This is a genomic window from Nitrosarchaeum koreense MY1 (assembly GCF_000220175.1).
Classification (GTDB): domain Archaea; phylum Thermoproteota; class Nitrososphaeria; order Nitrososphaerales; family Nitrosopumilaceae; genus Nitrosarchaeum; species Nitrosarchaeum koreense.
This window is the reverse complement of sequence record NZ_AFPU01000001.1, coordinates 502,975-525,118: the sequence shown is the minus strand read 5'-3', so window position 1 is coordinate 525,118 and position 22,144 is coordinate 502,975. Positions and strand designations below refer to the sequence as shown.

At 32.2% G+C, this 22,144-nt stretch carries 30 protein-coding genes and 1 other RNA gene; 17 read left to right on the top strand and 14 right to left on the bottom strand.

From position 1 onward, the window contains the following. The first annotated feature begins 10 nt into the window (after positions 1-10). Together MY1_RS03035 and MY1_RS03030 are read left to right on the top strand one after the other, a co-directional pair. Positions 11-724 (top strand): proteasome assembly chaperone family protein, encoded by a 714-nt coding sequence (locus tag MY1_RS03035; RefSeq protein ID WP_007550151.1) that lies wholly within the window; start codon positions 11-13, stop codon positions 722-724. A 58-nt stretch (positions 725-782) separates the two neighbouring features. Continuing rightward, positions 783-1,400, top strand: coding sequence for a LysE family transporter (locus MY1_RS03030; RefSeq protein ID WP_048109579.1), 618 nt, complete (start codon positions 783-785; stop codon positions 1,398-1,400). Here MY1_RS03030 and MY1_RS03025 read toward each other — a convergent pair. The 3 genes from MY1_RS03025 to MY1_RS03015 all read right to left on the bottom strand — a co-directional run bounded on the left by MY1_RS03025 (position 1,397) and on the right by MY1_RS03015 (position 2,397). After that, the gene (locus MY1_RS03025; protein WP_048109577.1) at positions 1,397-1,639 is read right to left on the bottom strand and encodes a hypothetical protein; all 243 of its coding nucleotides are present in this window, start codon (positions 1,637-1,639) and stop codon (positions 1,397-1,399) included. The genes MY1_RS03030 and MY1_RS03025 overlap by 4 nt on opposite strands. Then, the gene (locus MY1_RS10145) at positions 1,620-1,877 is read right to left on the bottom strand and encodes a DNA-binding protein (protein WP_338038918.1); all 258 of its coding nucleotides are present in this window, start codon (positions 1,875-1,877) and stop codon (positions 1,620-1,622) included. Before MY1_RS10145 ends, MY1_RS03025 begins: the two co-directional genes overlap by 20 nt. 268 nt (positions 1,878-2,145) lie before the next feature. Then, on the bottom strand, positions 2,146-2,397 hold the full coding sequence (locus MY1_RS03015; RefSeq protein WP_007550146.1) for a hypothetical protein: 252 nt from the start codon (positions 2,395-2,397) through the stop codon (positions 2,146-2,148). A gap of 68 nt (positions 2,398-2,465) precedes the next feature. Between MY1_RS03015 and dinB the strand changes: the two genes are divergently transcribed. Next, positions 2,466-3,560, top strand: a complete 1,095-nt coding sequence (dinB, locus tag MY1_RS03010; RefSeq protein ID WP_007550145.1) for a DNA polymerase IV — start codon at positions 2,466-2,468, stop codon at positions 3,558-3,560. Here dinB and artG read toward each other — a convergent pair. After that, a complete protein-coding gene (gene artG, locus MY1_RS03005; RefSeq protein ID WP_081470638.1) occupies positions 3,547-4,491 on the bottom strand; it encodes a thaumarchaeosortase in 945 nt (314 codons plus the stop codon). The genes dinB and artG overlap by 14 nt on opposite strands. Positions 4,492-4,644: 153 nt before the next feature. Between artG and MY1_RS10080 the strand changes: the two genes are divergently transcribed. After that, on the top strand, positions 4,645-4,770 hold the full coding sequence (locus MY1_RS10080) for a hypothetical protein (protein ID WP_258167193.1): 126 nt from the start codon (positions 4,645-4,647) through the stop codon (positions 4,768-4,770). A gap of 11 nt (positions 4,771-4,781) precedes the next feature. Here the strand turns inward: MY1_RS10080 and MY1_RS03000 are convergent, their stop codons facing one another. Beyond that, positions 4,782-5,939, bottom strand: a complete 1,158-nt coding sequence (locus MY1_RS03000) for an Nre family DNA repair protein (RefSeq protein ID WP_007550141.1) — start codon at positions 5,937-5,939, stop codon at positions 4,782-4,784. Between the two features lie 99 nt (positions 5,940-6,038). Here MY1_RS03000 and MY1_RS02995 point away from each other — a divergent pair, with 99 nt between their 5' ends. Next, a complete protein-coding gene (locus tag MY1_RS02995) occupies positions 6,039-6,962 on the top strand; it encodes a cobalamin-binding protein (protein WP_007550140.1) in 924 nt (307 codons plus the stop codon). A 577-nt stretch (positions 6,963-7,539) separates the two neighbouring features. Here the strand turns inward: MY1_RS02995 and MY1_RS10075 are convergent. The 4 genes from MY1_RS10075 to MY1_RS02980 all read right to left on the bottom strand — a co-directional run bounded on the left by MY1_RS10075 (position 7,540) and on the right by MY1_RS02980 (position 9,592). After that, positions 7,540-7,674 (bottom strand): hypothetical protein, encoded by a 135-nt coding sequence (locus MY1_RS10075; protein WP_258167192.1) that lies wholly within the window; start codon positions 7,672-7,674, stop codon positions 7,540-7,542. 39 nt (positions 7,675-7,713) lie between these two features. Continuing rightward, positions 7,714-8,190: a hypothetical protein gene (locus tag MY1_RS02990; protein WP_048109575.1), complete on the bottom strand. Its 477-nt coding sequence runs from the start codon at positions 8,188-8,190 to the stop codon at positions 7,714-7,716. 1 nt (position 8,191) lies between these two features. Continuing rightward, positions 8,192-8,854 (bottom strand): DsbA family protein, encoded by a 663-nt coding sequence (locus MY1_RS02985; RefSeq protein ID WP_007550137.1) that lies wholly within the window; start codon positions 8,852-8,854, stop codon positions 8,192-8,194. 372 nt (positions 8,855-9,226) lie between these two features. Next, positions 9,227-9,592 (bottom strand): C2H2-type zinc finger protein, encoded by a 366-nt coding sequence (locus tag MY1_RS02980; RefSeq protein WP_048109573.1) that lies wholly within the window; start codon positions 9,590-9,592, stop codon positions 9,227-9,229. Between the two features lie 84 nt (positions 9,593-9,676). On the opposite strand from MY1_RS02980, the gene MY1_RS02975 reads away from it, so the two are divergent. The 5 genes from MY1_RS02975 to MY1_RS02955 all read left to right on the top strand — a co-directional run bounded on the left by MY1_RS02975 (position 9,677) and on the right by MY1_RS02955 (position 13,528). Beyond that, positions 9,677-10,063 carry a hypothetical protein gene (locus tag MY1_RS02975; RefSeq protein WP_007550127.1) on the top strand — a complete coding sequence of 129 codons (387 nt, stop codon included), beginning with the start codon at positions 9,677-9,679 and terminating at the stop codon, positions 10,061-10,063. Continuing rightward, entirely contained in the window at positions 10,047-10,964 is a 918-nt protein-coding gene (locus tag MY1_RS02970; RefSeq protein ID WP_007550125.1) for an NAD(P)-dependent oxidoreductase, read from the top strand. Before MY1_RS02975 ends, MY1_RS02970 begins: the two co-directional genes overlap by 17 nt. A 67-nt stretch (positions 10,965-11,031) precedes the next feature. Continuing rightward, positions 11,032-11,793: an SDR family NAD(P)-dependent oxidoreductase gene (locus MY1_RS02965; protein WP_007550123.1), complete on the top strand. Its 762-nt coding sequence runs from the start codon at positions 11,032-11,034 to the stop codon at positions 11,791-11,793. Between the two features lie 241 nt (positions 11,794-12,034). Next, positions 12,035-12,244 (top strand): hypothetical protein, encoded by a 210-nt coding sequence (locus MY1_RS02960; RefSeq protein WP_007550121.1) that lies wholly within the window; start codon positions 12,035-12,037, stop codon positions 12,242-12,244. A 57-nt stretch (positions 12,245-12,301) separates the two neighbouring features. After that, positions 12,302-13,528, top strand: a complete 1,227-nt coding sequence (locus tag MY1_RS02955) for an NAD(P)/FAD-dependent oxidoreductase (RefSeq protein ID WP_007550120.1) — start codon at positions 12,302-12,304, stop codon at positions 13,526-13,528. On the opposite strand, the gene MY1_RS02950 is transcribed toward MY1_RS02955, so the two are convergent. Further along, positions 13,521-13,724 carry a hypothetical protein gene (locus tag MY1_RS02950; protein WP_007550119.1) on the bottom strand — a complete coding sequence of 68 codons (204 nt, stop codon included), beginning with the start codon at positions 13,722-13,724 and terminating at the stop codon, positions 13,521-13,523. The two genes, MY1_RS02955 and MY1_RS02950, sit on opposite strands and share 8 nt — an antisense overlap. Before the next feature lie 439 nt (positions 13,725-14,163). Here MY1_RS02950 and MY1_RS02945 point away from each other — a divergent pair, with 439 nt between their 5' ends. Beyond that, on the top strand, positions 14,164-14,805 hold the full coding sequence (locus tag MY1_RS02945; protein WP_007550118.1) for a class I SAM-dependent methyltransferase: 642 nt from the start codon (positions 14,164-14,166) through the stop codon (positions 14,803-14,805). 22 nt (positions 14,806-14,827) lie between these two features. Then, an RNA gene (gene rnpB / locus MY1_RS09425) (RNase P RNA component) lies at positions 14,828-15,106 on the top strand. 93 nt (positions 15,107-15,199) lie between these two features. Here rnpB and MY1_RS02940 read toward each other — a convergent pair. Beyond that, a complete protein-coding gene (locus MY1_RS02940; RefSeq protein ID WP_048109569.1) occupies positions 15,200-15,622 on the bottom strand; it encodes a universal stress protein in 423 nt (140 codons plus the stop codon). A gap of 320 nt (positions 15,623-15,942) precedes the next feature. Further along, positions 15,943-17,301: a hypothetical protein gene (locus tag MY1_RS02935; protein ID WP_048109567.1), complete on the bottom strand. Its 1,359-nt coding sequence runs from the start codon at positions 17,299-17,301 to the stop codon at positions 15,943-15,945. Positions 17,302-17,417: 116 nt separating this feature from the next. Between MY1_RS02935 and cofD the strand changes: the two genes are divergently transcribed. The 3 genes from cofD to MY1_RS02920 all read left to right on the top strand — a co-directional run bounded on the left by cofD (position 17,418) and on the right by MY1_RS02920 (position 20,005). Further along, positions 17,418-18,338 (top strand): 2-phospho-L-lactate transferase, encoded by a 921-nt coding sequence (gene cofD / locus MY1_RS02930; RefSeq protein ID WP_048110336.1) that lies wholly within the window; start codon positions 17,418-17,420, stop codon positions 18,336-18,338. A 1-nt stretch (position 18,339) separates the two neighbouring features. After that, entirely contained in the window at positions 18,340-18,978 is a 639-nt protein-coding gene (gene cofC / locus MY1_RS02925; RefSeq protein ID WP_007550112.1) for a 2-phospho-L-lactate guanylyltransferase, read from the top strand. A 118-nt stretch (positions 18,979-19,096) separates the two neighbouring features. After that, complete coding sequence (locus MY1_RS02920) at positions 19,097-20,005, top strand: transcription initiation factor IIB (RefSeq protein WP_007550110.1); 909 nt, start codon at positions 19,097-19,099, stop codon at positions 20,003-20,005. Between the two features lie 48 nt (positions 20,006-20,053). Here the strand turns inward: MY1_RS02920 and MY1_RS02915 are convergent, their stop codons facing one another. Together MY1_RS02915 and yciH are read right to left on the bottom strand one after the other, a co-directional pair. Next, positions 20,054-21,046: a CPBP family intramembrane glutamic endopeptidase gene (locus MY1_RS02915; RefSeq protein ID WP_048109564.1), complete on the bottom strand. Its 993-nt coding sequence runs from the start codon at positions 21,044-21,046 to the stop codon at positions 20,054-20,056. Between the two features lie 7 nt (positions 21,047-21,053). Next, positions 21,054-21,362 carry a stress response translation initiation inhibitor YciH gene (yciH, locus tag MY1_RS02910; protein ID WP_048109562.1) on the bottom strand — a complete coding sequence of 103 codons (309 nt, stop codon included), beginning with the start codon at positions 21,360-21,362 and terminating at the stop codon, positions 21,054-21,056. A gap of 103 nt (positions 21,363-21,465) precedes the next feature. Between yciH and MY1_RS02905 the strand changes: the two genes are divergently transcribed. Next, entirely contained in the window at positions 21,466-21,816 is a 351-nt protein-coding gene (locus MY1_RS02905) for an Sjogren's syndrome/scleroderma autoantigen 1 family protein (protein WP_007550106.1), read from the top strand. Between the two features lie 157 nt (positions 21,817-21,973). After that, complete coding sequence (locus MY1_RS09485) at positions 21,974-22,144, top strand: preprotein translocase subunit Sec61beta (protein WP_007550105.1); 171 nt, start codon at positions 21,974-21,976, stop codon at positions 22,142-22,144.

Genomic DNA, 22,144 nt, shown 5'->3' with positions numbered 1-22,144 from the left:
ACATAATACATTGTACTCTAAAATTAGAATTAAAGAATTAAGACCAATTAATGTAGAAGGAGGATACCTGATAGATGGATTTCCTTCTATGGGGTTTGCTAGTGCAATTGCAACCGAATCAATGATTCAGACATCACAGTTTAGTGTAGCAGGAATTATTGATTCAGACAATTTTCCAACTATTAGCGTTGTTAAAGAAGGAAAACCAAACTATCCAACAAGAATTTTTATTAATGATGATCTCAAAGTTTCAATTTTCTTATCTTATCTTACCATTCATGAATCATTACATAGAACGATTGCAAGAACAATGCTCAAGTGGGCAAAAAAACAAAAAATAGAACTAGTGGTAAGTAGTGTTGCAGTAAAATCTCTGGGAGGATTAGGAGGAATGGTTGCTGTAGGCAATACAGAATCTGCAAGAGAAAAATTAAAGAAATCAGGATTAAAAATTCTTCAGCATGGAACAATTCCAGGAATTCCTGGAGTGTTGCTTAATGAGGGCAGCATTACAAATCAAGATGTAATTGTTGTTCTTTTTCAAACAGATGGAACTGGTCCTGATTTTAGATCAAGTGCAGAATTATGTATGGGGATAGCAAAATTAATTCCTGGAACTTCATGTGATATCCCATTATTACAAAAAGAGGCAGAAAAAGCAGAACTAGCAATTAAAGAAACAGATGAAGAAACACGAAACATAAAAGATTCAATTTACAGATAATAAAATTACAACACTATCAGGTTTATTTTATAACGTAATCAATAACAATAGAAAATCATTGAACCAAATACCAGAATTTGCATTAACTGTTATTCTGATTTCGGTATCAGGGGTAATGGCTCCAGGACCATTATTTGCAGCGAATATAGCACAAGGCTTGCGTGGTGGAGGAAAAGCAGGGATACAAATGGCAATAGGACATACAATAGTAGAACTGCCATTAGTAATTTTGTTAGGAGTTGGAGTGTTTTCATTAGAAATTTTTCCAGAATTTAGAACTATAATTTCCATTTTAGGAGCTACGGTACTTTTTGTTTTTGCAGGATTACAGATTAAAACAACATTACAAAGAAAAGATACAAAACAATTCAATCCAAAACATGGAGCAATACTTTCAGGAATTATTCTTAGTGCATTAAACCCATTTTTTATTATTTGGTGGTTAAGTATTGGTTTTAAATTAATTTCAGATGCAATGCTCATATGGGCATTTACAGGAATACTAATTGTTTTTGCGTTACATATTTGGATGGATTTTGCATGGTTGTATTCAATAGCACGTCTTGCATCTAAAAGTGCTAAAATTCTTTCTAGTAGAAATTATAAAATTTTAATGATTGTCTTGAGTTCTATGTTAATTTATTTTGGAATATCATTCATATCAGATGTTATTTAACCACAATCTACGATTTCAACTTTAGGTTCACATTCAACATTAAACAAATTAATTCTTTCAACTAAACCATCACAAAATTCAGGATCAAAAGAGGATTCATACGATTTTAAATCATTAATAATTATAATATGTTGTATCCCACAAGAAGATAATACAAATCCCAATAGCAAGATAACAACAAAAATGCCTGCAGATATTAAGATTAATTTTCTAATAGTTTTAATTTTTTGTAATGTCAATTTCAATTGTAGAAACATTACGTAATTTACCATCTTGAGAAAGAAGTGAATCAGATAATATTCGTACATCACTAATAACATATCCCACGGTATTCATTCGTTTAACAATCATTTGAGATACATCAACTGCCTGTGTAATTTTTTTGCCTCTAGCTTTAATGGTAACTGTATGTCTTGTTGAAAGTTGTGTCAAAGTAGCTGAGACATATGTCATTATGGGTTTATTGCCAACAAAAATTACATCCCGTTCTTCAGGATCATGTTTACTTTCAGTGGATGAAGTATTCGGAGGGGAAGATAATGCGGGTTCTGGTTCTGGTGAAGATAATGCGGGTTCTGGTTCTGGTGAAGATAATGCGGGTTCTGGTTCTGGTGAAGATAATGCGGGTTCTGGTTCAGAGGATACATGAGTGTCATGAAATTCAGACAAAATGTCTTCCGCGTCTTTAGATTTTTTTGATTCACTCAATTTATTGTTCCTTTAATAACAAAATCTTCATTGTCTTTTATTTAATTTTTGGGTCATCACGTTGGATGTATTTTTCAAAGATTTTTTCAACTTCCTCATCAGTTTTGCTATTCTTTACTTGATGTACTAATTCTTCTTCTTCGATTTCATAGCAATTTAAGAAATCTTGAGAGTCTTTGAATAGCAATAGAACTTTATCTTTGAACACAAAATGATATAATTTTTCTTTTTCCATCAATTCTGGCTTTATGTTAATGCCATTTTCATCAGATGAGATAGGATAAGTCATAATATTGTTAAAAATGTTCAATATTTAGATGATACACAGTAGAAAGATAACCATAGGAGGAATTCAAATTGGAGTCTAGAATAATTTTCCATATAGATTTTGATTATTTCTTTGCACAGTGTGAGGAGATAAGAACGCCAGATTTAAAATCAAAACCAGTATGTGTTTGTGTTTTTTCAGATAGAGGAGGAGATAGCGGAGCAATTGCAACTGCAAATTACATAGCTAGAAAATTTGGGGTAAGATCAGGAATACCAATTATTTTTGCAAAAAAAAGATTAGAAGAAAGAAAAGATGCGATGTTTCTTCCAGTCGATTTTGAGTATTATGAAGAGATGTCTCAAAAGGCCATGGACATTATTAAGAAAAGTGTAGACATTTTTGAATATGTAGGAAAAGATGAAGCATATTTAGATGTCACAAATAGAGTAGATGGAAATTTTGATACAGCTAGTCATTTAGCACAACAGATCAAAAATGCAGTTAGAGAAAAATTAAAACTTAGTTGCTCAATAGGAGTTTCCTCAAACAAATTAATTTCCAAAATTGCATCGGATTTTAGAAAACCTGATGGATTAACAATTGTATCACCAGAAAAGGTTGAGGAATTCTTAGAACAGTTAAAGATCAGAGCGATTCCAGGAATTGGAAAGAAAACAGAGGAGAGATTTACTGAAATGAATTTTGAAACAATCAAGGATGTTAAAAAATTAGATGTGTTTACTTTGAATAAAGAATTTGGGAGAAAACATGGAACCTACATATTCAATGCAGTTAGAGGAATTGACACTGACCCAGTAAAAGAAAGAGAAGCGAGCATACAATATAGTAAACTGTCTACACTAAAAAAAGATTCAATTGATTATGAATTCCTTGCAGAAAATCTTATTGAGTTATGCAAAGAGTTACATGAAGTAATTAAAAAAAATAATAAAACATTCAAATCAGTAGGAATACAGTTCATTCAATCAGATTTAACAAATAAGACAAAATCTAGAATGCTAAAAAATCACACTTCTAGTTTGGAAGAATTACAGAAAAATGCATTGTTGTTACTAAAAGAATCTTTAGAGGAGCAAAAAAGTACGATCAGACGATTAGGTGTAAAAGTTTCAGAACTTGCAGAAATACGAGGTCAAAGTAGCATTACTAATTATTTTTAGGATTGATTTTTCCTTCAGATTCTGATTTTTTTAGTCTTCTTGTTTCTATTATAATTACTATCAGTAAAAATACAAACAACCAAGGCAAAAACATGATCTCACCTGCAACTGAATGGAATTCTTCCCATTGTTTAGCATCAGTAGTAACTTTGAGTGCATACCATGATAGAGAAAAAATCCTAATCATGTTTACACCTATAGTACCTGCAATTCCTATACTAAAGTAAATCAATTTCCTATTTCTATGAATATTCATTTTTAGCAGAAATGCCCCCATTACCAATGAATAGATAATTACACTGTGTACGCCAGCAGATGGCCAAAATACTTGAAGTACCATCGGTCCAAAATCACCTTTTAAGAACATAATGTTATCTCGAGCAGTAGCAGTTCCTAAATCAAGGACATTTATCAGCCAAACATTGGTTTGAACCAAATAAGGTACAACATATTGTAATGGACCAAGTGAGTCATATGGAAAAAATGCATCCAGTGAAAGAATTATTGCACTGCCAGCAAGAAATATGGGACCTGCAGGAGCAATTCGAATCCAACGTTTACCAAAAAATATACTCAGTGCAACTACAACAAAAATGCTCATGATGATAAAATCCCACATCCATGTCCAAGAATAAATTAGTTGGACATTAAACAATTCTTCACCAGATAAAATAAAATCTCTTAGTCCATATTCTAATCCTACAAGATATACGATTACAACACCAGCTATTGGAATTACAGATAGTAATCTTTTTTTAGAAATAATAATTTTTAGACCAATTAATTCTGCAACAATAAATACTAGTGCAAAAATAAATCCACCTCGACCTTGATTCCAACTTAGACTAAAGCTATCAGGAAATGCAATAATGGCAAAAACAATTGGACTAGCAATAATGGCAATTCCAATTAACAAATTCTTATTTTGCACTAAAATTGAATTAAAAAATGGTCAATAAATAGATCAAGATTACATTAACATGTAATAGATAATTTCTCAGGACAACAAAGATGCTCATAAAATGGATCAGACAATTTACCCTTGACTAAAAACACAGTTATTGTATAATTAGCAGTTTTTGGTATGGTTTTACTACATTTAACACATCTTAGAGTATCCATCATAATTTTTTGGATAAAAACTACTTTAGAAATAGGATGTAATGTTCCAAAAAGACCAGAATTAGAAAATTTAGGTGTGGTTTTTTAGTAGAAAACCAATTAGAAAAAATCAGCAATTGTTTTTTGACGAATTAGTTTCACAATATTGCCTTTTGAGATCCATTCCAGTTTACTAATACTAGTTTTATTTGAAGCCAATACAAGTGCGTCATCAAGAGAATCACCAAATAGAGGAGGATGACTCATTGCAGAACGAATCCCTTCTCTTACCTGCCATACACCTACTGGAATGGCATATTCAGGTCTAATTTCACGCAGTATTATAACTCCGGCCTGAATTTTATTTTTTACAAGATATTCTAATACACCTAATTTAGCTGCAAAATATGCACCAGCTATTGTAGGTGGGTGATTAATTCCACGTGCATCCTCAAAATCATAACCAAATCCCAAAATACCATTAGAATACCACGCCTCAATCATTTCATAGATCCACCTATGAGGAAATAAAATTACAGAAAATAAATTTCCAAGATGGGCATAGGTAAAAATTCTATACGAATCAATTAATGGATAATCCAAAATGTCTTTGACAAGAGATTTAGATATTATATCATCTGTTGCAGTGATGCTCCATTTAGTAGGGACGAGTTTTCTTTTTTGTCCCAGCATACCAATACTAAAACATTTTTGGATTTTAGAAATATCAATGCCAGAGTTGTACAAATTTAGGACCGCATCTTGCGCATTAAGATCTTTATCATAATAGATTTTTTCGATAGACTTTGTTGCACTTGTGTCATAAAATTTTGCAGATTTGATTTCACCTACAGGCCCAAACGGAGCACTCTCACCATCAAGTGAGACACTTGCAGATGTGGTTTTAGTGAATTGTAAATCAGAATCAGTAGGTTTAGAAGACATTGTAATTTCTTGCAAGTTTTCTATATAACGACCGTCTGTTTGATCTATTGAAATTTTTTGTATTCCACGAATTAAATTTAATCTAAAATTGACAATATCTTCAAGGGATTTACCTTTCCATTTTTCAGGACTATCAAGGATACTTGTATTACCATGTATTGGTGGAACCATGGGTCCAACGAAAACCTTTGGATAATTATATGATCCTACAAATACCGATGGAGGACTAGTTCCACTAATAGAATCTGAAGAAAATAAATTTCCATATTTTGATAAATTCTCATGCCATTTTGCTAGAATTGCTCTTCGAATATCCTGAGAGTTAGAAGACAATGAAAATTATGCCTAAAATGTGCCTATTAAGTTGCCTAATCAACATAGCTGACGATGGCTTAACGTATGATGTTTAAAGAACAAATTATGACATAAAGTATGTCAGTAAAGAGAATAGTCTCTTTTCTACCCAGCGCCACAGAATTACTATATGAGCTTGAGGCAGACGATATTCTATTTGGAGTTACTCATGAATGCAAATATCCTGAAAATGCAAAAACAAAATTGCAAGTAATTAGTTCAGTAATAAATTCAGAAGAACTATCAAGTAATGAAATAGATACAAAAACATGTCAGTTACTGAGTGAAGGAAAAGAGATTTTTGTATTAAATGAAAAAAACATGATAGAAGCAAATCCAGATCTAATAATAACTCAAGAAACATGTGAGGCATGTGCTGCACATAATAATCAAGTCAACAAGGCAATTCAAATTTTACAAAACACGCCAATGATCCATTCGATGAATCCACATAATTTAGATGAAATTGTTAAATCAGTAAATGAAATTGGTCGAGTAATAAAAAAAGAAAATAATGCAATGAAAATCACAGAATCACTTACAAGTAGAATAGAATATATAAAAAAACACACTCCAACAACAAAACAAAAAGTTCTTGCACTAGAATGGATTGAACCGTTTTTTACATCAGGTCATTGGATACCAGGAATGATCAATGATGCAGGTGGAGAAAATATGATAAGCAAAGACGGAGAACGTTCAAGAAAGATAGACATTGATGAGATCACAAAATCAGATCCAGATATTATTATCATGATGCCATGTGGTTTTGACATATATCGTACAATATCAGAATACAACAAAACATTGAAGAACAATAAATCATGGAATTCCTTAAGAGCAATTAGAAACGGAAAAGTGTTTGCAGTAGATGCAAACTCATATTTCAGCAAACCAAGCATTAGAACAATAATAGGGCTAGAGATATTAGCAAAAATTATTCAACCAAATACTTTTTTGAACTTAAATGTGCCTGAGAATTCATTTTTACAGATAAAATAGATTACTCATCAGTGTCATCTAATTCATCATATTCAGAATTTCTTCTACCAGGTCTAATTGGGACATATATTATAGACACAAAAATCCTAGATTTTTCTACAAAATAGAGTTCAAGGTTTTAAAAATTTGCCCTTTTAGTGTATCTTTTAAACAAATTGATAATCATAATAAATCAATTTGAAAGACTGATCGAGTATTTACAAACACTGATAATTCATACGTAAGATCTTTTAAGTTATAATCAAAGCAAGTCCATGATTGATTTTAGAAAATATCTAAACTGCCCAGAATGTAAAAAAAGTCCACCGTACTGCAATGAGCACAGAAAGGAGGTAAATGCAATTTTAGACAGTACATGACATAATAGATAAACAGAATAAAATTTAGTAAATTATTCTAAGCTTCAAGCTTAAATCTAAATTTTGCAAATATAAGAAATGACAAATGCACTAAGTTCAATATTCGGTACAATTTATGATATGATAACTTCATTATTTAGTTAAAATTCATCATATATATAGCAAAGTCATTAGAGTAGATTTTTCTATAAATAAATTTTAAAAAAATATTTCAAGGTCTACTGAATAGAATGATAAGTATCCATAGCAATCATTACTGCCAATATTGCAAATGGAACAAAGAAACTCAATCCAACTTTAACATTCAACATGTATTGGATTTTTTGTACATCCATATTAACGAATGAATTCATAATGAAAAATATTAAGTAAAAAGATATGATTTTGGAATTTTAAATGATTTTACACTCAATTTTTAGTGATTTTACAGTAGTGAAATAAGTAACTGCCAACAATGCTATTGCAGCAATCCTTATTGGAAGTTCGTAATTTGTAAGAAATGCAAGCCCAGTTGCACCTACAGAACCAAATGTTGAGAAGACTGCAAACCCAATTGGACCACAACTACAGACGCCAGCAACAGAACCAACAAATGAACCAAAAACACTACCAGTAACTTTTCTTTTAGATTTTTTCAAAATATTGATTCTGTAAATATTCATAGGAATTACCACTGCAGACAACATGGTAAGGATTACAATCAAAGTAAATCCTAGTTCCATTCCAGGTGCAATATGCCCAATTAGATAAGGCTCTAAAAAAATATACTCTGAAAGAAACAATAAACCAAAAAGCATCGTTATAAAAAGCACAGATGCTAAAACAAGATATGCATAGTTTGAAAAAACAAACTTTAGTGCATGTGTCATGCTAAATCATTGAATCCAACACTTGTGTAAAAACAGAGTAAGGTTGTGCACCAACTAGCTTTTCTTGTTGTCCATTAGGACCAATGATGAAAAATGTAGGCGTTCCACTCACACCAAATTTTTTTGCCTCGACAATATTAGATTGAACCCTTTTGGCGTATTTTCCTGAATCAAGACAACTATCAAACAATTCTGGATCAAGACCTAAACTAAATGCAAATGATTTTAAGCGTTCAGAGTTTGCCCATCCATTATCTATTTTTGATTCTTGAGAAATGTATAGTTGATTATGATATTCCCAATATTTTCCCTGGTCCTCTGCACAATATGATGCTTGAGCTGCTTTTGGCGAATCCCTACCCAAAAAAGCAAGATCAACAAAAACCAGATTAACTTTTCCAGTATCAACATAATTTTGAAAAATAGAGGGTTTTGTATTATGAAACCAGTTATAACATTGATGACATTGATAGTCACCAAATTCAACAATAGTGATTGGTGCAGACGGGGACCCAATAATAGGCGAGCCAGTAGTAGTAGAGATAGTACCATGTAGTCGTACATCGGTATTTGCAGTTTCAACTGAAGACGTAGAATAGATTAGAATCACACCAACAGCAATTATAGATACTATAATACCAAACAAAATTCCTTTTTTAGCCATAGTAATGTGTATTAAAAATTTGTTTAAAAAACTTATTCCAGATTGTGTGAGAATTTTTTCTTGAATATGTTTACAAATTTTGAAATCGCAATATCAATGGGGCAGATTTCACATTGAACAAGTGACGAGTGTCTCACTAGATGTTTTTCAAAGGTTTTTCTAGAATTAAAGATCATATCGCATTTTACACAGTAAACTTTTGCAATGTTATTTTTAGAAGAAAAATCTACCACATGTACTTTTTATAATCAGATCTTATAAAGATCTTGTTAAAAATCGTAAAATGAAAATCGCATTTACGATTATTTTGAGGGAATATTTCAAATAAAATAGGATGTTTTTTAAAATAATGCCTATCATAAAAATAATGGATTATAGGTAATGCAATTTCATATGATTTTGCAATTCTACTTCATACCTAGTAAGAAAACCGCAATGAGTACATGAAAACATATCAGAATTAGGAAGTGAATCACGTTCAATTGGTTTCCCATAGATTGACTTGATCGAGATAATATCATTATTAGAAATTACAGCAAAGTTATTCCCTTCACCGATTGACCCCAAAAACTCTTTGATTGATGTTATTACAATATCTTTATCGATGATTTCATCATTTAATGAAGATAACATAAAGGCGTGGTTTTTCAGAGTAGGTATTGCCGCAACCTGATCAGAGACATATACCACCAATTCAGATTTTATAGATTCAACATCTCTACAGTCAATAGTAAGCATACTAAACATACCTAAAGAACAATATTTTAGTTTAACAAATGGGCAATAATGATTATAATAGTTTAAGATAATCATTTTTCACAGATGGGAGATTCAGAAACATTTGGAATAGAGAAAGGATATGGGGAAGAAGTAGTCAAATGGTTAAATGAACAAGCTAAAGCAAATGGTTCTAAATTAGAGGCAAGACTATATGGCTACATAGTATCCACAAAAAACTTTGGAGATTTTGAAATGTTTTCATGGATTGGAGATGTGCAGATTGCAAGAAAAATGATCAACAAAGCTAGTAAAAGATTCAAGATTAAAGTGATTGAAGGAGGGTATAAACCAAAAGAAAGAATATTTCGAATGAAAAAATTTGATTATGCAAAAATTAGAAAGGATGAAAAAACAATAGGACAGATAGAATTTGAAGCATCAAGATTTGGAAAAGGAGAGTGGGAGATAAAAAATGAAGAAAGACATTAAAAAAAAATATAATAAAAAAAATGGAAATATAAAAATTGGAATTATCGGCACAGGAATTCTTGGAAATGCAGTAGGATTAAATTTACTTAAATCAGGTTTCAACGTGACAGCTTACAATCGCACTAAAGAAAAAACTAATGAATTAAAAAAACACGGTGCTAAAATTGCTGAATCACCAAAGATAGTAGCTGAAAATTCAGATTTAGTGATAATAATCGTAAAAGACGCAAATGCAGTGAAAAAAATTGCATTTGGAAAAAAGGGGATTAGATTTGGAAATCATAATGGATTAACAGTGGCAGATATGAGCACAATAAGTCCAATAGAATCAAAAGAAATTACAAAAAAATTCCTAGAACATAAAATAATAAAATTAGACACACCAGTTATGGGAGGACCCAATGTAGCAATTATTGGGGAATTGGTGTTAATGGCATCAGGGGATAAAAAAACATTTAACAAGTTCAAAAAAGTTTTTGAGAAAATTGCAAACAAGATATTTTATTTAGGAGAGTCCGGAACAGCCCATCTAGTAAAACTTGCAATGAATCTACAAATTACAATGCTTGCTCTTGCACTTTCAGAGGGGATCACACTAGTAAGAAGTTCAAAGGCAAATCCAAAAATATTTCTAGACATTTTAAATTCAACGTATTTTAAAACAGGGATGAGTGAGAAAAAAGCATACAAAATGATACAAAATGAGTTTAATCCCACTTTTACTCTTGCTAATTTGAAAAAAGACATAAGTACAATTACAAAAACCAGCAAATCACTTGGGATTAATCTTCCAATGATTAAAAAAGCCGAGCAGATATACCAAAACGCACTAACGCAAGGATTTGGAGATATAGATTATACAGGAATCTTAGCACATATTAGAAAAATAAATGACCGATAGACAATAATTGAGAATTATGACTAAAATTTACCAAAAATTCTATAAGCTACAACAATAAAATCTCAATATGAGACTTGCAGATAAAGTTGCAATTGTAACTGGGGCTTCAAGTGATATTGGAAAAGGAATTGCTAAAAGATTTGCTGAAGAAGGAGCTAAAGTAGTTCTCATTGCAAGAAATCTAGAAGGCTTAGAAAAAGCAAGAAAAGAGATAGGACATGAAAAATCCACAGCATCAATGTCATGTGATCTAACTAACGAGTCACAAGTGATGCAAACAATTAATCAAATTATGGACACCTATGGAAAAATAGATATTTTGGTGAATAATGCAGGTGCTATCAATGATCCAATTCACTTTCATGAAATGCAAGATTCAGAAATCAGAAAATTAATTGATATTAATTTATTTGGAATTTTTCATATCACAAAAGCTGTGTTAAATAAAATGTCAGATACCAAAAAAGGAGTAATTGTAAACATTGGATCAATCTCAAGTGAACGAGCAATACCAAGGGTTCACCTAGCAGCATATTCAGCAACTAAAGCTGCAATAACAATGTTCACAAAATCAATTGCAGTAGAATACGCAAGAAAAAATATCAGATGTAATTGTGTAAATCCAGGAATAATTAACTCTGGAATGATAAAGCCATATCTAGATCAACCTCAAGCAAGAAAAGTTTTAGAAGAAAGACTACCATTAGCAAGAATAGGAGAACCTGTAGATGTAGCAAATGCTGCATTATTCTTAGCATCAGATGAAGCCAATTGGATTACCGGAACCATCCTCAATGTAGATGGTGGAAAAACAGCTTCGGAAGGATAGTTGTTATTTAGATCAGAATAAACGATTTTTTCTTCTCAAAATGTAAGATTTGTATACAAAGCCTGTCACTCCCATAATTATTGCAGTTACAGCAGACCAAATTACAAAAGAAGCAATATCCGATTCTAGCACACATTACATAAATAAAATAGGAATCTAAAGCTTCGGTTTAAAAGCATGACAATAAAATAAAATTCAATATTTCTGAAACATCTAAATAGATTTGATATAAAGAACTTTCATGCCGGAATTAATATGTCCTGATTGTGGAAAGCGTTTATTTCATGAAAATGAAGATACGTTAAAAATAGAAGAAACGATTCATGGAAAATTCTGTAGAAAAAAACAAGGAGAAACCCAGAGCTTCATGCATAGAGATCTGGGACATATGAGCACATTTGATCCCGAAAGAGAAAATGACGGAGTAGGAAATCCAATTTTAAAGAAATAATCATCAGGAAAAATCAAGACCTCAAAATTATATCCTAGGTTCAATTAACAATTGAAGTTGGCTTCAGAGTATCACTATGATTTAGTTGTAGTTGGAGGCGGACCCGCTGGTTCGTCTGCAGCTTTTGAAGCATCAAAAAATGGAATAAAGGTAGCACTGATAGAAAAAGAAGAAATAATTGCACAGTCTGTCAGGACAAGTGGAGTAACTTGGATACAAAACATAAAAGAATTTGGGATCCCAGATGATTGTTATAATCCAATTAAAAATTACTCATTTTGTTCGCCAAACAACGAAGTCACTATTTCAGATACTGTTTCACATGCAGCAGTTCTAGATGTAAGAAAAACATATCGATGGTTAGCTGAGCAAGCAAAAAATGAAGGAGTCGATATTTTTCTTAAAACTAGTATCAAAAATGCAATAAAAAACAAAGAAGGAGACATTATTGGGGTGAGCGGAACAAGCAAAGATGGTGAGATAATATTTTATGCAAAAATAATAATTGACGCAACCGGATTTTCTTCAACGATTTCAAAAGATATGGGTTTTGTTACTCAGTGGGAAAGATTTGGAGCAGGAGCAGAGTACGAAGTAAGTGCAGAAAATGTAGATTCTGAAACATGGTGGCTTATGGTAGGTCAGAAATATTCCCCATCAGGATATGCATGGATTTTTCCGGTTGGAAGAAATATTGTAAGAATAGGAGTAGGCATAGGTAAACCAGAGTCATCAATTGACCCAACTGAGAGATTAAAAGAGTTGATGGATTCAAAAATAGGCCCAATTAAAAAATTAGGAAAGATCACACCAATTGAATTTCATTATGGATTAATTCCAAATGACGGACTATCAAGAAAAACAGTTTATAATAATTTGATTCTAGTAGGAGATTCAGCAGGGCAAGCTAACCCATTAGTGTTAGAAGGGATTAGATACGCTATAAAATATGGGCGAGTTGCAGGGAAAGTAGCAGCTACAGCAATAAAATCAGGAATTACTAATGAAAGCGCATTATATCCTTATGAAGAAACTTGGAAAAAAGAGATTCAAGGAAAAATCAAGTCAGCTGGAAAAGTTCAAGACAGATGGATTGGATTAACAGATGAAGAATGGGATAAAGAATTAGAGATAATTAAAGAATTAAGACCTGAAGAATTTTTAGATTTTATCAAAGCAGAATTTGGATTGGCAAATATGATAAAATTAGCAACTCATCACCCAAAGTTAGCAGTAAGACAGTTATTCAATTTAGTAAAAAGCAAAAACAAAGGAATTACCTAACAGTAAAGAAATCAGTAACGATTACATCACGATATTGGAGTTGAGCAACATAAACTCCAGAATCAAATGGCCTAGTAATAATTTCATTAAAGAGACCAGACGAATTATCTTTGAGAATAATGGATTCTATTAGAGTACCTCTTTGATCAAAAACATCAACAAACAAATCCTCTCTAAAGGCTATGGTTTTTTGCACTGCACCTGAAACAACAAGGCCGTTATCACTGTACTGAACTTCGACTCATAAGGATCAATTCTAAAATTCATGATACTTAAAATTTGGGAAACAATAATACGCATAATTTCTTAACGTGTCAAGCAATAGTTGTCAAAATAGAGTAATTTTTACTATTTTCATTTATAGGATTAGTTCCATATTTCCTAAAGACACAAAGACTATGGTATTGTTCTATGGTTCTAGTACGGCAATAAGAACAGATAAACTGAATTATTTTATTACAATGTGCACATTTAGTGTATTCAATCAATATTCCACCACAACTACGACATGATTCATCAGGCATTTTACTTTCAAAACATCAATTGAAAATTTGAATTTAAAGAAAACGTAGAAGTCGTTCATAGTAAAGCTCAGTAAGAAGAAGATTATATTTAGAAATCACTGATAAAAAATAATGGATTCGGTTCGTAAAACTTTTGATAAATGGGCCAAAAATGGAAGAGCTGATTTAATGGAAAAAGAACATGGAAAAAATGCAATAAAAATTTTAAAAACAATTTCTTTTGACAAACCATTTCTGTTTTTAGATTTTGGATGTGGCAATGGATGGATAGTCAGAAGAATTTCTAAAGATCCTTTTTGTAAAAAAGCAGTCGGCATAGATAAGAGTAAAAATATGATCATAGAAGCTAATAAGAAGAAAATCAACAATAATGAAGAATATGCCAACACAGATCTTGAAAATTTTAAATTCAATAACAAATTTGACATAATATTTTCAATGGAATCTCTATACTATGTGGATTCAATTGAATTGGCTCTGAAAAAAATATACAAATTATTAAAACCAGGAGGAAAATTTTTTTGTGGAACAGACTTTTATTCAGATAATAAAGCAACTGCAAAATGGGCAAAGATGATGAAAATTCAAATGCATTTGCATTCAAAGCAAGAGTGGATAAGTTTCTTCAAGGAAGCAGGATTTGAAACTAAAACAAAACAAGTAAAAGATTTAAAAAATAAGAAAAAGTGGAAACGAGAATTTGGGACATTATTTATCATAGGTAAGAAGCCAGAAAGGCAATCTTCAAATTAAATCAAAAATATGACTAAGATGTGTGAGCTGGAGCACGATACACTGCTACGGCAGAGGAAACTCCTCCCTCCATACAGGAAATGTGATCCGGAGATGGATAATCAGAGATGATTGGCAACGATGCAGAAAAGAATCTAACCTGGCGCACTATGATGGCAAAACCTGAGATTTCCAGAGAAAGAATGAAAAAGACGTCCCACATGGAGCAAAGCCAAACAGAACTATAGGATCCTGTACCAAGTTCAGGTAGGCTGCAAAGCGTAATATCGTGAAAACAGAAGGAGGGTTACTCCCAGCACACATAAATTTTTTAAAAACAAAAAGAAACGTATTAGGTTATCATGTGTTATTTAAAAAATCAAAAAATGCGTCATTTAATTAATTTTTGACGTATTTATTTTACTATCAAAACAGGAATCTTTGCTTTATGCATTACATAATTTGATGTACTTCCTAGAAAAGCTTCTTTAGCACCACCTATACCTCTGGCACCTAGAACAATCATGTCATACTTTCCCGTTTGTGCAAACTTGACGATTTCAGAACCCGTGTGACCACCTCCAGTTTTGTATTTGAATGATGCTCCTGCTTTTTGAGCCCGTCTCATTGCTGGTCCAATTGCTTTGATAGCTTTTGTTTGTGCATCATCTTTCATTTTTTGCGTATATTTTATTCCGGCAGATAGTGGTAAATGAAATACATAAAATCCAGTAATTTCTGCACCACCACCTTTTGCAATTTCAATTGCTCGATCTAGTCCTCTAATAGAATTATTAGAGCCGTCCAGTGGGACAAGAATTTTGTTAAATTTTACCATGTTTTTCAATTTATTTCTTCAAATATAAAAAATAGCATGATTTCCACAGATGATATTGTTGCTGATTCATTTATAGTTCGTAGTACGCCCATGATCTAAAAGAAGAGTTCGTTGTATATCAAATATTTTTGGAGGCACTGATTAGTACGTCATTGGATAAATCCTGTAAAATAACTATCATCGAAGATCCTATTGAATTTCAATCACAATTACAAAATTGGACATACTATCCATGTGAGCACAATGGCAAAATATGATTTAAAATCTAATAAAAAATCATCAATAGATTAATTTAGCATAATTTAAAAATATTGTAGATACTAACTCATTGAGTTTGCTTGTTCTCTACAAAGTTCAGCACTACATTTGCAGGTTGCATCACATAAACATGAACCATGCATTACACAATCACATTCAGTACCAATTTCAGCTGATGCTGCACAACCACAAGCAGCCTCTTCCTGATTATTAGGAATTGCTGGTGGAGGAGTTTGTTTTTGGTCTTCATAAACACTTCTGGTTTGTTCATAATCAGAGGTATCTGCAAGATATGCTTCACCCCTATTAGTTTGATAACCACCAGAAGAAGCACTGGTTTGATAACTTACCAGCCTGCCTGGATCGATGCCTTGTTGACCAATTTTTTGATTCTTTAGTGCCCTGTTACTGAAAATGAAAAATGCAATACCACCAATTGCAGCCATACCAGCCATTCCATAAACAATTGCAATTGGAAATCCACCTGTAGAAGTAGTACCATAATCTTTTGGAGGAGTTGGTGTAAGTCCTACAATTTCTAGTCCATCAAGTACATCCAATGCACCAAATCCAATTGCAGCAATATTTCCTTGATCAGCTGATTGAACACTTCGAATAACATAATTTTGATCAGCTGCTACTTGAGCTTCAAAAATTCTTTCTACCTGTCTACCTTCTCTAAGACTACTTTCACCCATTGTCCAACTAGATACAACGAATCCCGAGATTGATTGATCTAATCCAAATGTACCGGCATCTACATTGATTCCAGTAGGATCAAATAAGAAGTGCCAATTGGACATTGGTTGTTGTAAAATGAAATCGGCATTAAGTAGACCTTTTGACAATATTGAATCAGCTTCAGTGTTTTGAAGGATTTCATAAACTGCTGGTTCTTTATACTCTAACAAAGAGAGCGGGATGTTAATTTCTACACCATCAATCATAATAGAGTCATTAGTGCCCATTCCTCTCCAACCCAAATCAACTAAAGTACGAACTTGGTCTTTAGTAATGACATAGTCAGTTAAAGTTCCTTTTAGAATTACTTTGTAATCAACAGATGTTTGTAGATTTCTACCTTTGAGATGAAAATCATATGCAACATTTAGATCAGAAATACGGGCATGACTTCCATCATTTTGCATTTTTTTATTAAGGCTAGCAATTAATTTTTGAACTCCAGGATTTGATGCATCTGCAGTTCCACTTACTGTCCATTCTTTATTATGTAATTCATCAAAGAGTTTTCCACCGTTTGGATATTCAATAAAGATGGTTTTCAAATAACTGTAAGTAAATGGCGATTCATTACTATTAGGATTGATTCTGGCATCCACCTGAGCTGCCCAAACATAAGAACTTGAACCAATTACAAATAAACCTACAACTAAAACTGCCAAGAATAAAGTCCTAGACACGAATAAAATCGATTACTAATTAGTAATAAACTTATCCTCAAAAATAAGATCGCGAATTTCTGAAAAAGTAATATGTAGTGACGGCAAATGACTTTTCGGTTTTAGGAGAAAATGGAATGATTACAGTATTAGCAGGCGGAACAGGTTCGGTAAAGCTAGTTAGAGGATTAGTATCACAAGAATCCAAAGTCAACGTAATAACTAACGTAGGAGACAATTATTGGCTTTACGGATTATACGTATGTCCAGATATTGATACTATAATCTATGGTCTTGCAGATTTATTAGATCAAGAAAGAGGATGGGGAATCAAAAAAGACACATTCAACTTTCTAAGACAAATGGAAGTATTTGGCGAAGAGACATGGTTTAGAGTGGGGGACAGAGATGCAGCAACACATTTGATTAGAACGAATATGTTAAAAAATGGTAAAAATTTAAGTGACATTACAAAATGGATGTGTGAAAAATTTGCAGTTAGTGCAAACATAATTCCAGTAACAGATAACAGTATTGAAACAAGAATAACGACAGACAAAGGAGAATTGCATCTCCAAGAATATTGGGTAAAACATCGTGGAAGAGATCCAGTAGAAGGAATTCAATATATTGGAGCGGATAAAGCACGCCCAAATCCTGAAGCAGTAAATGCAATTCATGATGCAGACATGATAATTTTAGCGCCTGGAAATCCGTTAACATCTATTGGTCCAATGTTACAAATTAAAGGAATTAGAAAAGAACTCTCAAAAATTAAAAAGAAAGTGATTGCAGTAAGTCCACTCATAGGAGATAAAGCTGTTAGCGGACCTGCTGCAAAATACATGGAAGCAGCTGGAATTGAAACAAATGCATATGGTCTTGCAAAAATGTATTCTGATGTCTGTTCAAATATAGTAGTAGATACAAAAGACAGACTACTCGTAAAGAAAATCCAAAGTTTAGATATGAAAGTATACGAAACAAAAATTACTATGAATAATAAATTAGCTGAAGACGCATTAGCAAATTTTATTCTTAAACAAATACACGTATAATTTGAAAATTGCAGCGATTATTCCTGTAAAGACTTTCTCATTAGCAAAAACACGTTTAGATTTATCATCACATCAAAAAGAAGAAATTTGTAAAATTATGTTAGAAGAAATTTTACATACTTTATCAATTTCACCACAAATCGATAAAACAATAATTGTTACTAAAGAATCAAAAGCGATCGAACTTGCTAAAAAATACAATGCAATTATCATATCAGATAATGAAGAAAAAAGTGTAAACAATGCAGTTGCATTGGCGGACAAATATCTATTAGAAAATAAATTTGATGCATCAATAGTTTTTCCCCAAGACATACCATTTATCAAAACTCAAGATATTGATTTTATGTTAAACTACAAGATACCCCCAAATTTTGCCATAGTGGTACCATCTAGAAGATTTGATGGTACAAATGCCTTAGTAAGAATGCCAATTGATTTGATGACAACGCATTATGATGAAGATAGTTACAAAATTCATATGAAAACAGCAAAGGAGGTTACAAGAAATGTAGCCCTAATTTTTGTAAAAAGAATAATGTTAGATGTGGATAACATGGAGGATTTGAAGTTCCTATTAGAACAAAATGAAAAACCAGAGATTTCAAAGAAAATCAAGGGCGTTTTAGACTTGAAATAAGAAAAAATATTATATTTTTTGTAGATTGAATATTTTTTTAACAAATATCACCAGCAAGTTTATAAGAAATAATTCAGCAATGGTTATATATCAGAATAAAATTTTGAAGGAAAAAAATATGGTAAAAAATGTAAATCCAAAAGACAGATGCCCAAGATGTGGTCAAGGCACATTAGTTACAGATGCAACTACGGGTGAAAATTTCTGTGGAAAATGCGGTTTTGTAATTACAGATAAAGTAGATGAATCAGGACCAGAATGGAGATCATTTTCAAATGAGGGTGAAAACAAAAGTCGAGCTGGGGTACCAACTTCTTTAGCAATGCACGACATGGGATTGGCAACAGTCATCAATCCTCAAAATAGAGATGCAACAGGCAAACCTCTCACATCTGCAATGAAAAGCACAATAGAGAGGCTAAGAACATGGGACAGTAGAAGCCAAGTTCATGAACCAGTTGACAGAAATTTTAGGCAGGCATTTAGTGAGCTTGATAGATTAAAAGACAAATTAGCAGTAGGTGATGCAGTCATCGAAAAGGCCGCGTATATTTATCGTAAAGCATTAGAAAAAGGACTTGTAAGGGGTCGTTCAATTTCAGCATTGATTGCATCTGCACTTTACGCTGCATGTAGAGATACTGAAACACCAAGAACTCTAAAAGACATAGGACATGCTAGCAATATAAAACGAAAAGATATTGCAAGATGTTACAGATTGCTATTACGAGAACTTAATTTGAAAATGCCTGTAGTAGATCCTGTAAAATGTATTTCAAGAATAGCAAGTAAGGCAGGATTATCGGAAAAAACTAAAAGAGCTGCCACCAAAATTCTTCAAACAGCTGAAGAACAAAAAATATCTGCAGGAAAAGATCCAATGGGATTAGCAGCTGCTGCGCTTTATGTTGCATGTGTTACAAATGGTGAAAATAAAACTCAGAGAGATGTAGCAGAAGCAGCTGGGGTAACTGAAGTTACAATAAGAAACAGATACAAAGGTTTGAAAGTTGCTTTAAACCTGTAATGGTTTTTAGACGATATTAAAAATAATCAAATAAATAGAAAATAAAATTTATTCAATTTTTAACTTTTGTTCTTTTTTTGAATTAAAATAATCAAGCAACACTACCAAAATTGAAAAGGCACCAGAAATAAAAAATAGAATCTCCATAGTATTGAGAAGAGAATGAGAAAACGCAACATCAATTGCGATTTCATTTATTTGAGAAATAAAATTTGCATAAGAAAATATGAAATAATTTGTACCCCAATGAACTAGAATTGCAGTTATCAAGCCAAATCGAACATACAACCATCCAAGAATTATTCCACTCATACTAGCCTGTACAAGTTTACCTTCGCTCCACGGTTCACCAGTCATGATGTGAGCTAATCCAAAAAATACACCTACAAAAACTATCAAAAATAATGATTTCTTATGATCAGATATGTGTAAGTAATGGCTAGGATTCCAAAGTGATTTAAAAAAATGACTTGGAGATAGTTTATGTGAATAAAATACAAAGAGAGGCAGTCCAATAAGTAGAACTCTGAATCCAAACTCTTCAACAATAGGAGAAAGACTAACATACAAAAATTGAGTTAAGTTATTATCTATTGGTGGGGGAACAGTTGGAATTCCAAAGAATTGCTGAACATAATCAATTGCAATCGAGAGCAAAATAATTATTGAAAACCATTTAGTAATTGTTATCATATAGTTAGATTTTGTTTCAAATTTTCCACGGGATAAATTCAGAGAAAGTATTTTTAGAAATCCAGACTTAGGTCCAAACATAGCTATCGCAAAAAGAGATGCATAAATTGACCACAAGACAATAAAAACATCGCCTATTTCAATTCCATCTGGAATTAGATATTCAATTTTTTTAAAAATATCAAGGTCTTTTAGAGGATATTCAAAATTAATGTCATTTCCAATATCAGTGTTAAATACAGTAAACAAACCAATTGGAAACGATAGTAACATCATACCAAATATGACAGACAGAAGTGCCAAATGTGGAATTCCTACCAATTGGAGTATTTTGTTTGGAGATTGCAACGTATATCTAATGAAGTTCGATGCTAGCTTCAGGAAATCCTAAATGAATAAGGGTTTCCTTAATTGTGTCCCGATGGTCACCTTGAAGAAATATGTACCCGTCTTTTGCGGTTCCTCCACAAGCATATTTGTTTTTTAATTCTTTTGCAACTATTTCCAGATTATTTAATTTTGGATCCAATCCTTCAATCATGGTTCCCTTTTTCTTGAATCGTCGGGTTTCTAAACGAATTATAATTTTTGTACTATCTTTAGCAAGTTCGCCACATGCGCACAGATCTTCTGGTAGACCACAAGTATTACAAATTACCGCCATACGTTCTAAATTAATTCAATTTTACGCACTATTAAGCCTTGTTTGATATATTAATAGATTACAAAATAATTGTATTTTTTAAAGAGAGATTATAATTATCCACGTGTCAAAAGATCTTACAAAAAAAGCAGCAGAAATGCTATTGAATGGAGCAACATTGCTGAGTGAGCCATGTCCATATTGTTCAGGAGTAAGAGTGATGAAAGAAGGACATGCATTATGCATTAACTGTGGAAGAGAGCCAGAGAAAAAAGAGATTCCAACTGAAACTAAACACCAAACTGAAAAAACAAGTATAGAAATGATATTAGGAAAAAAACTCTCTGAATTATCTAAGGAATTAGAACAGGAAGCAAATCACGAAAAACAACAACAAATTCTAAAATCTATTAATTCGATCATCGAAACAGTAGAAAAATTAAAAATTAATCAGACCCCAAAAAAACAATCCTAGAATAATTACGAATAAAGACATTAGAAAGGGTCAACTAGGCATTTTTATTAATTTAAGATGAAAAATAGTCATAAAAAAGAGATTTTTTGATTGAATAGTCAAATGTTACTTGAGGAATAAAGTATTTATGTCAAAATTCAAGCTTTGAAAAGTAGCAATGAGCAGTAAGAAGAAAGGAGCACCGCTACCAGCATCAAGTGGAGGCCTCATGAGATTCTTTGAGGACGAAACCAAAGGATTTAAAGTAGATCCAAGAATTGTTGTTTCCGTTCCCATTAGCTTGATTGTGGTTTCTTGGCTAATTGATATATTTTTAGTTCCGAAATAA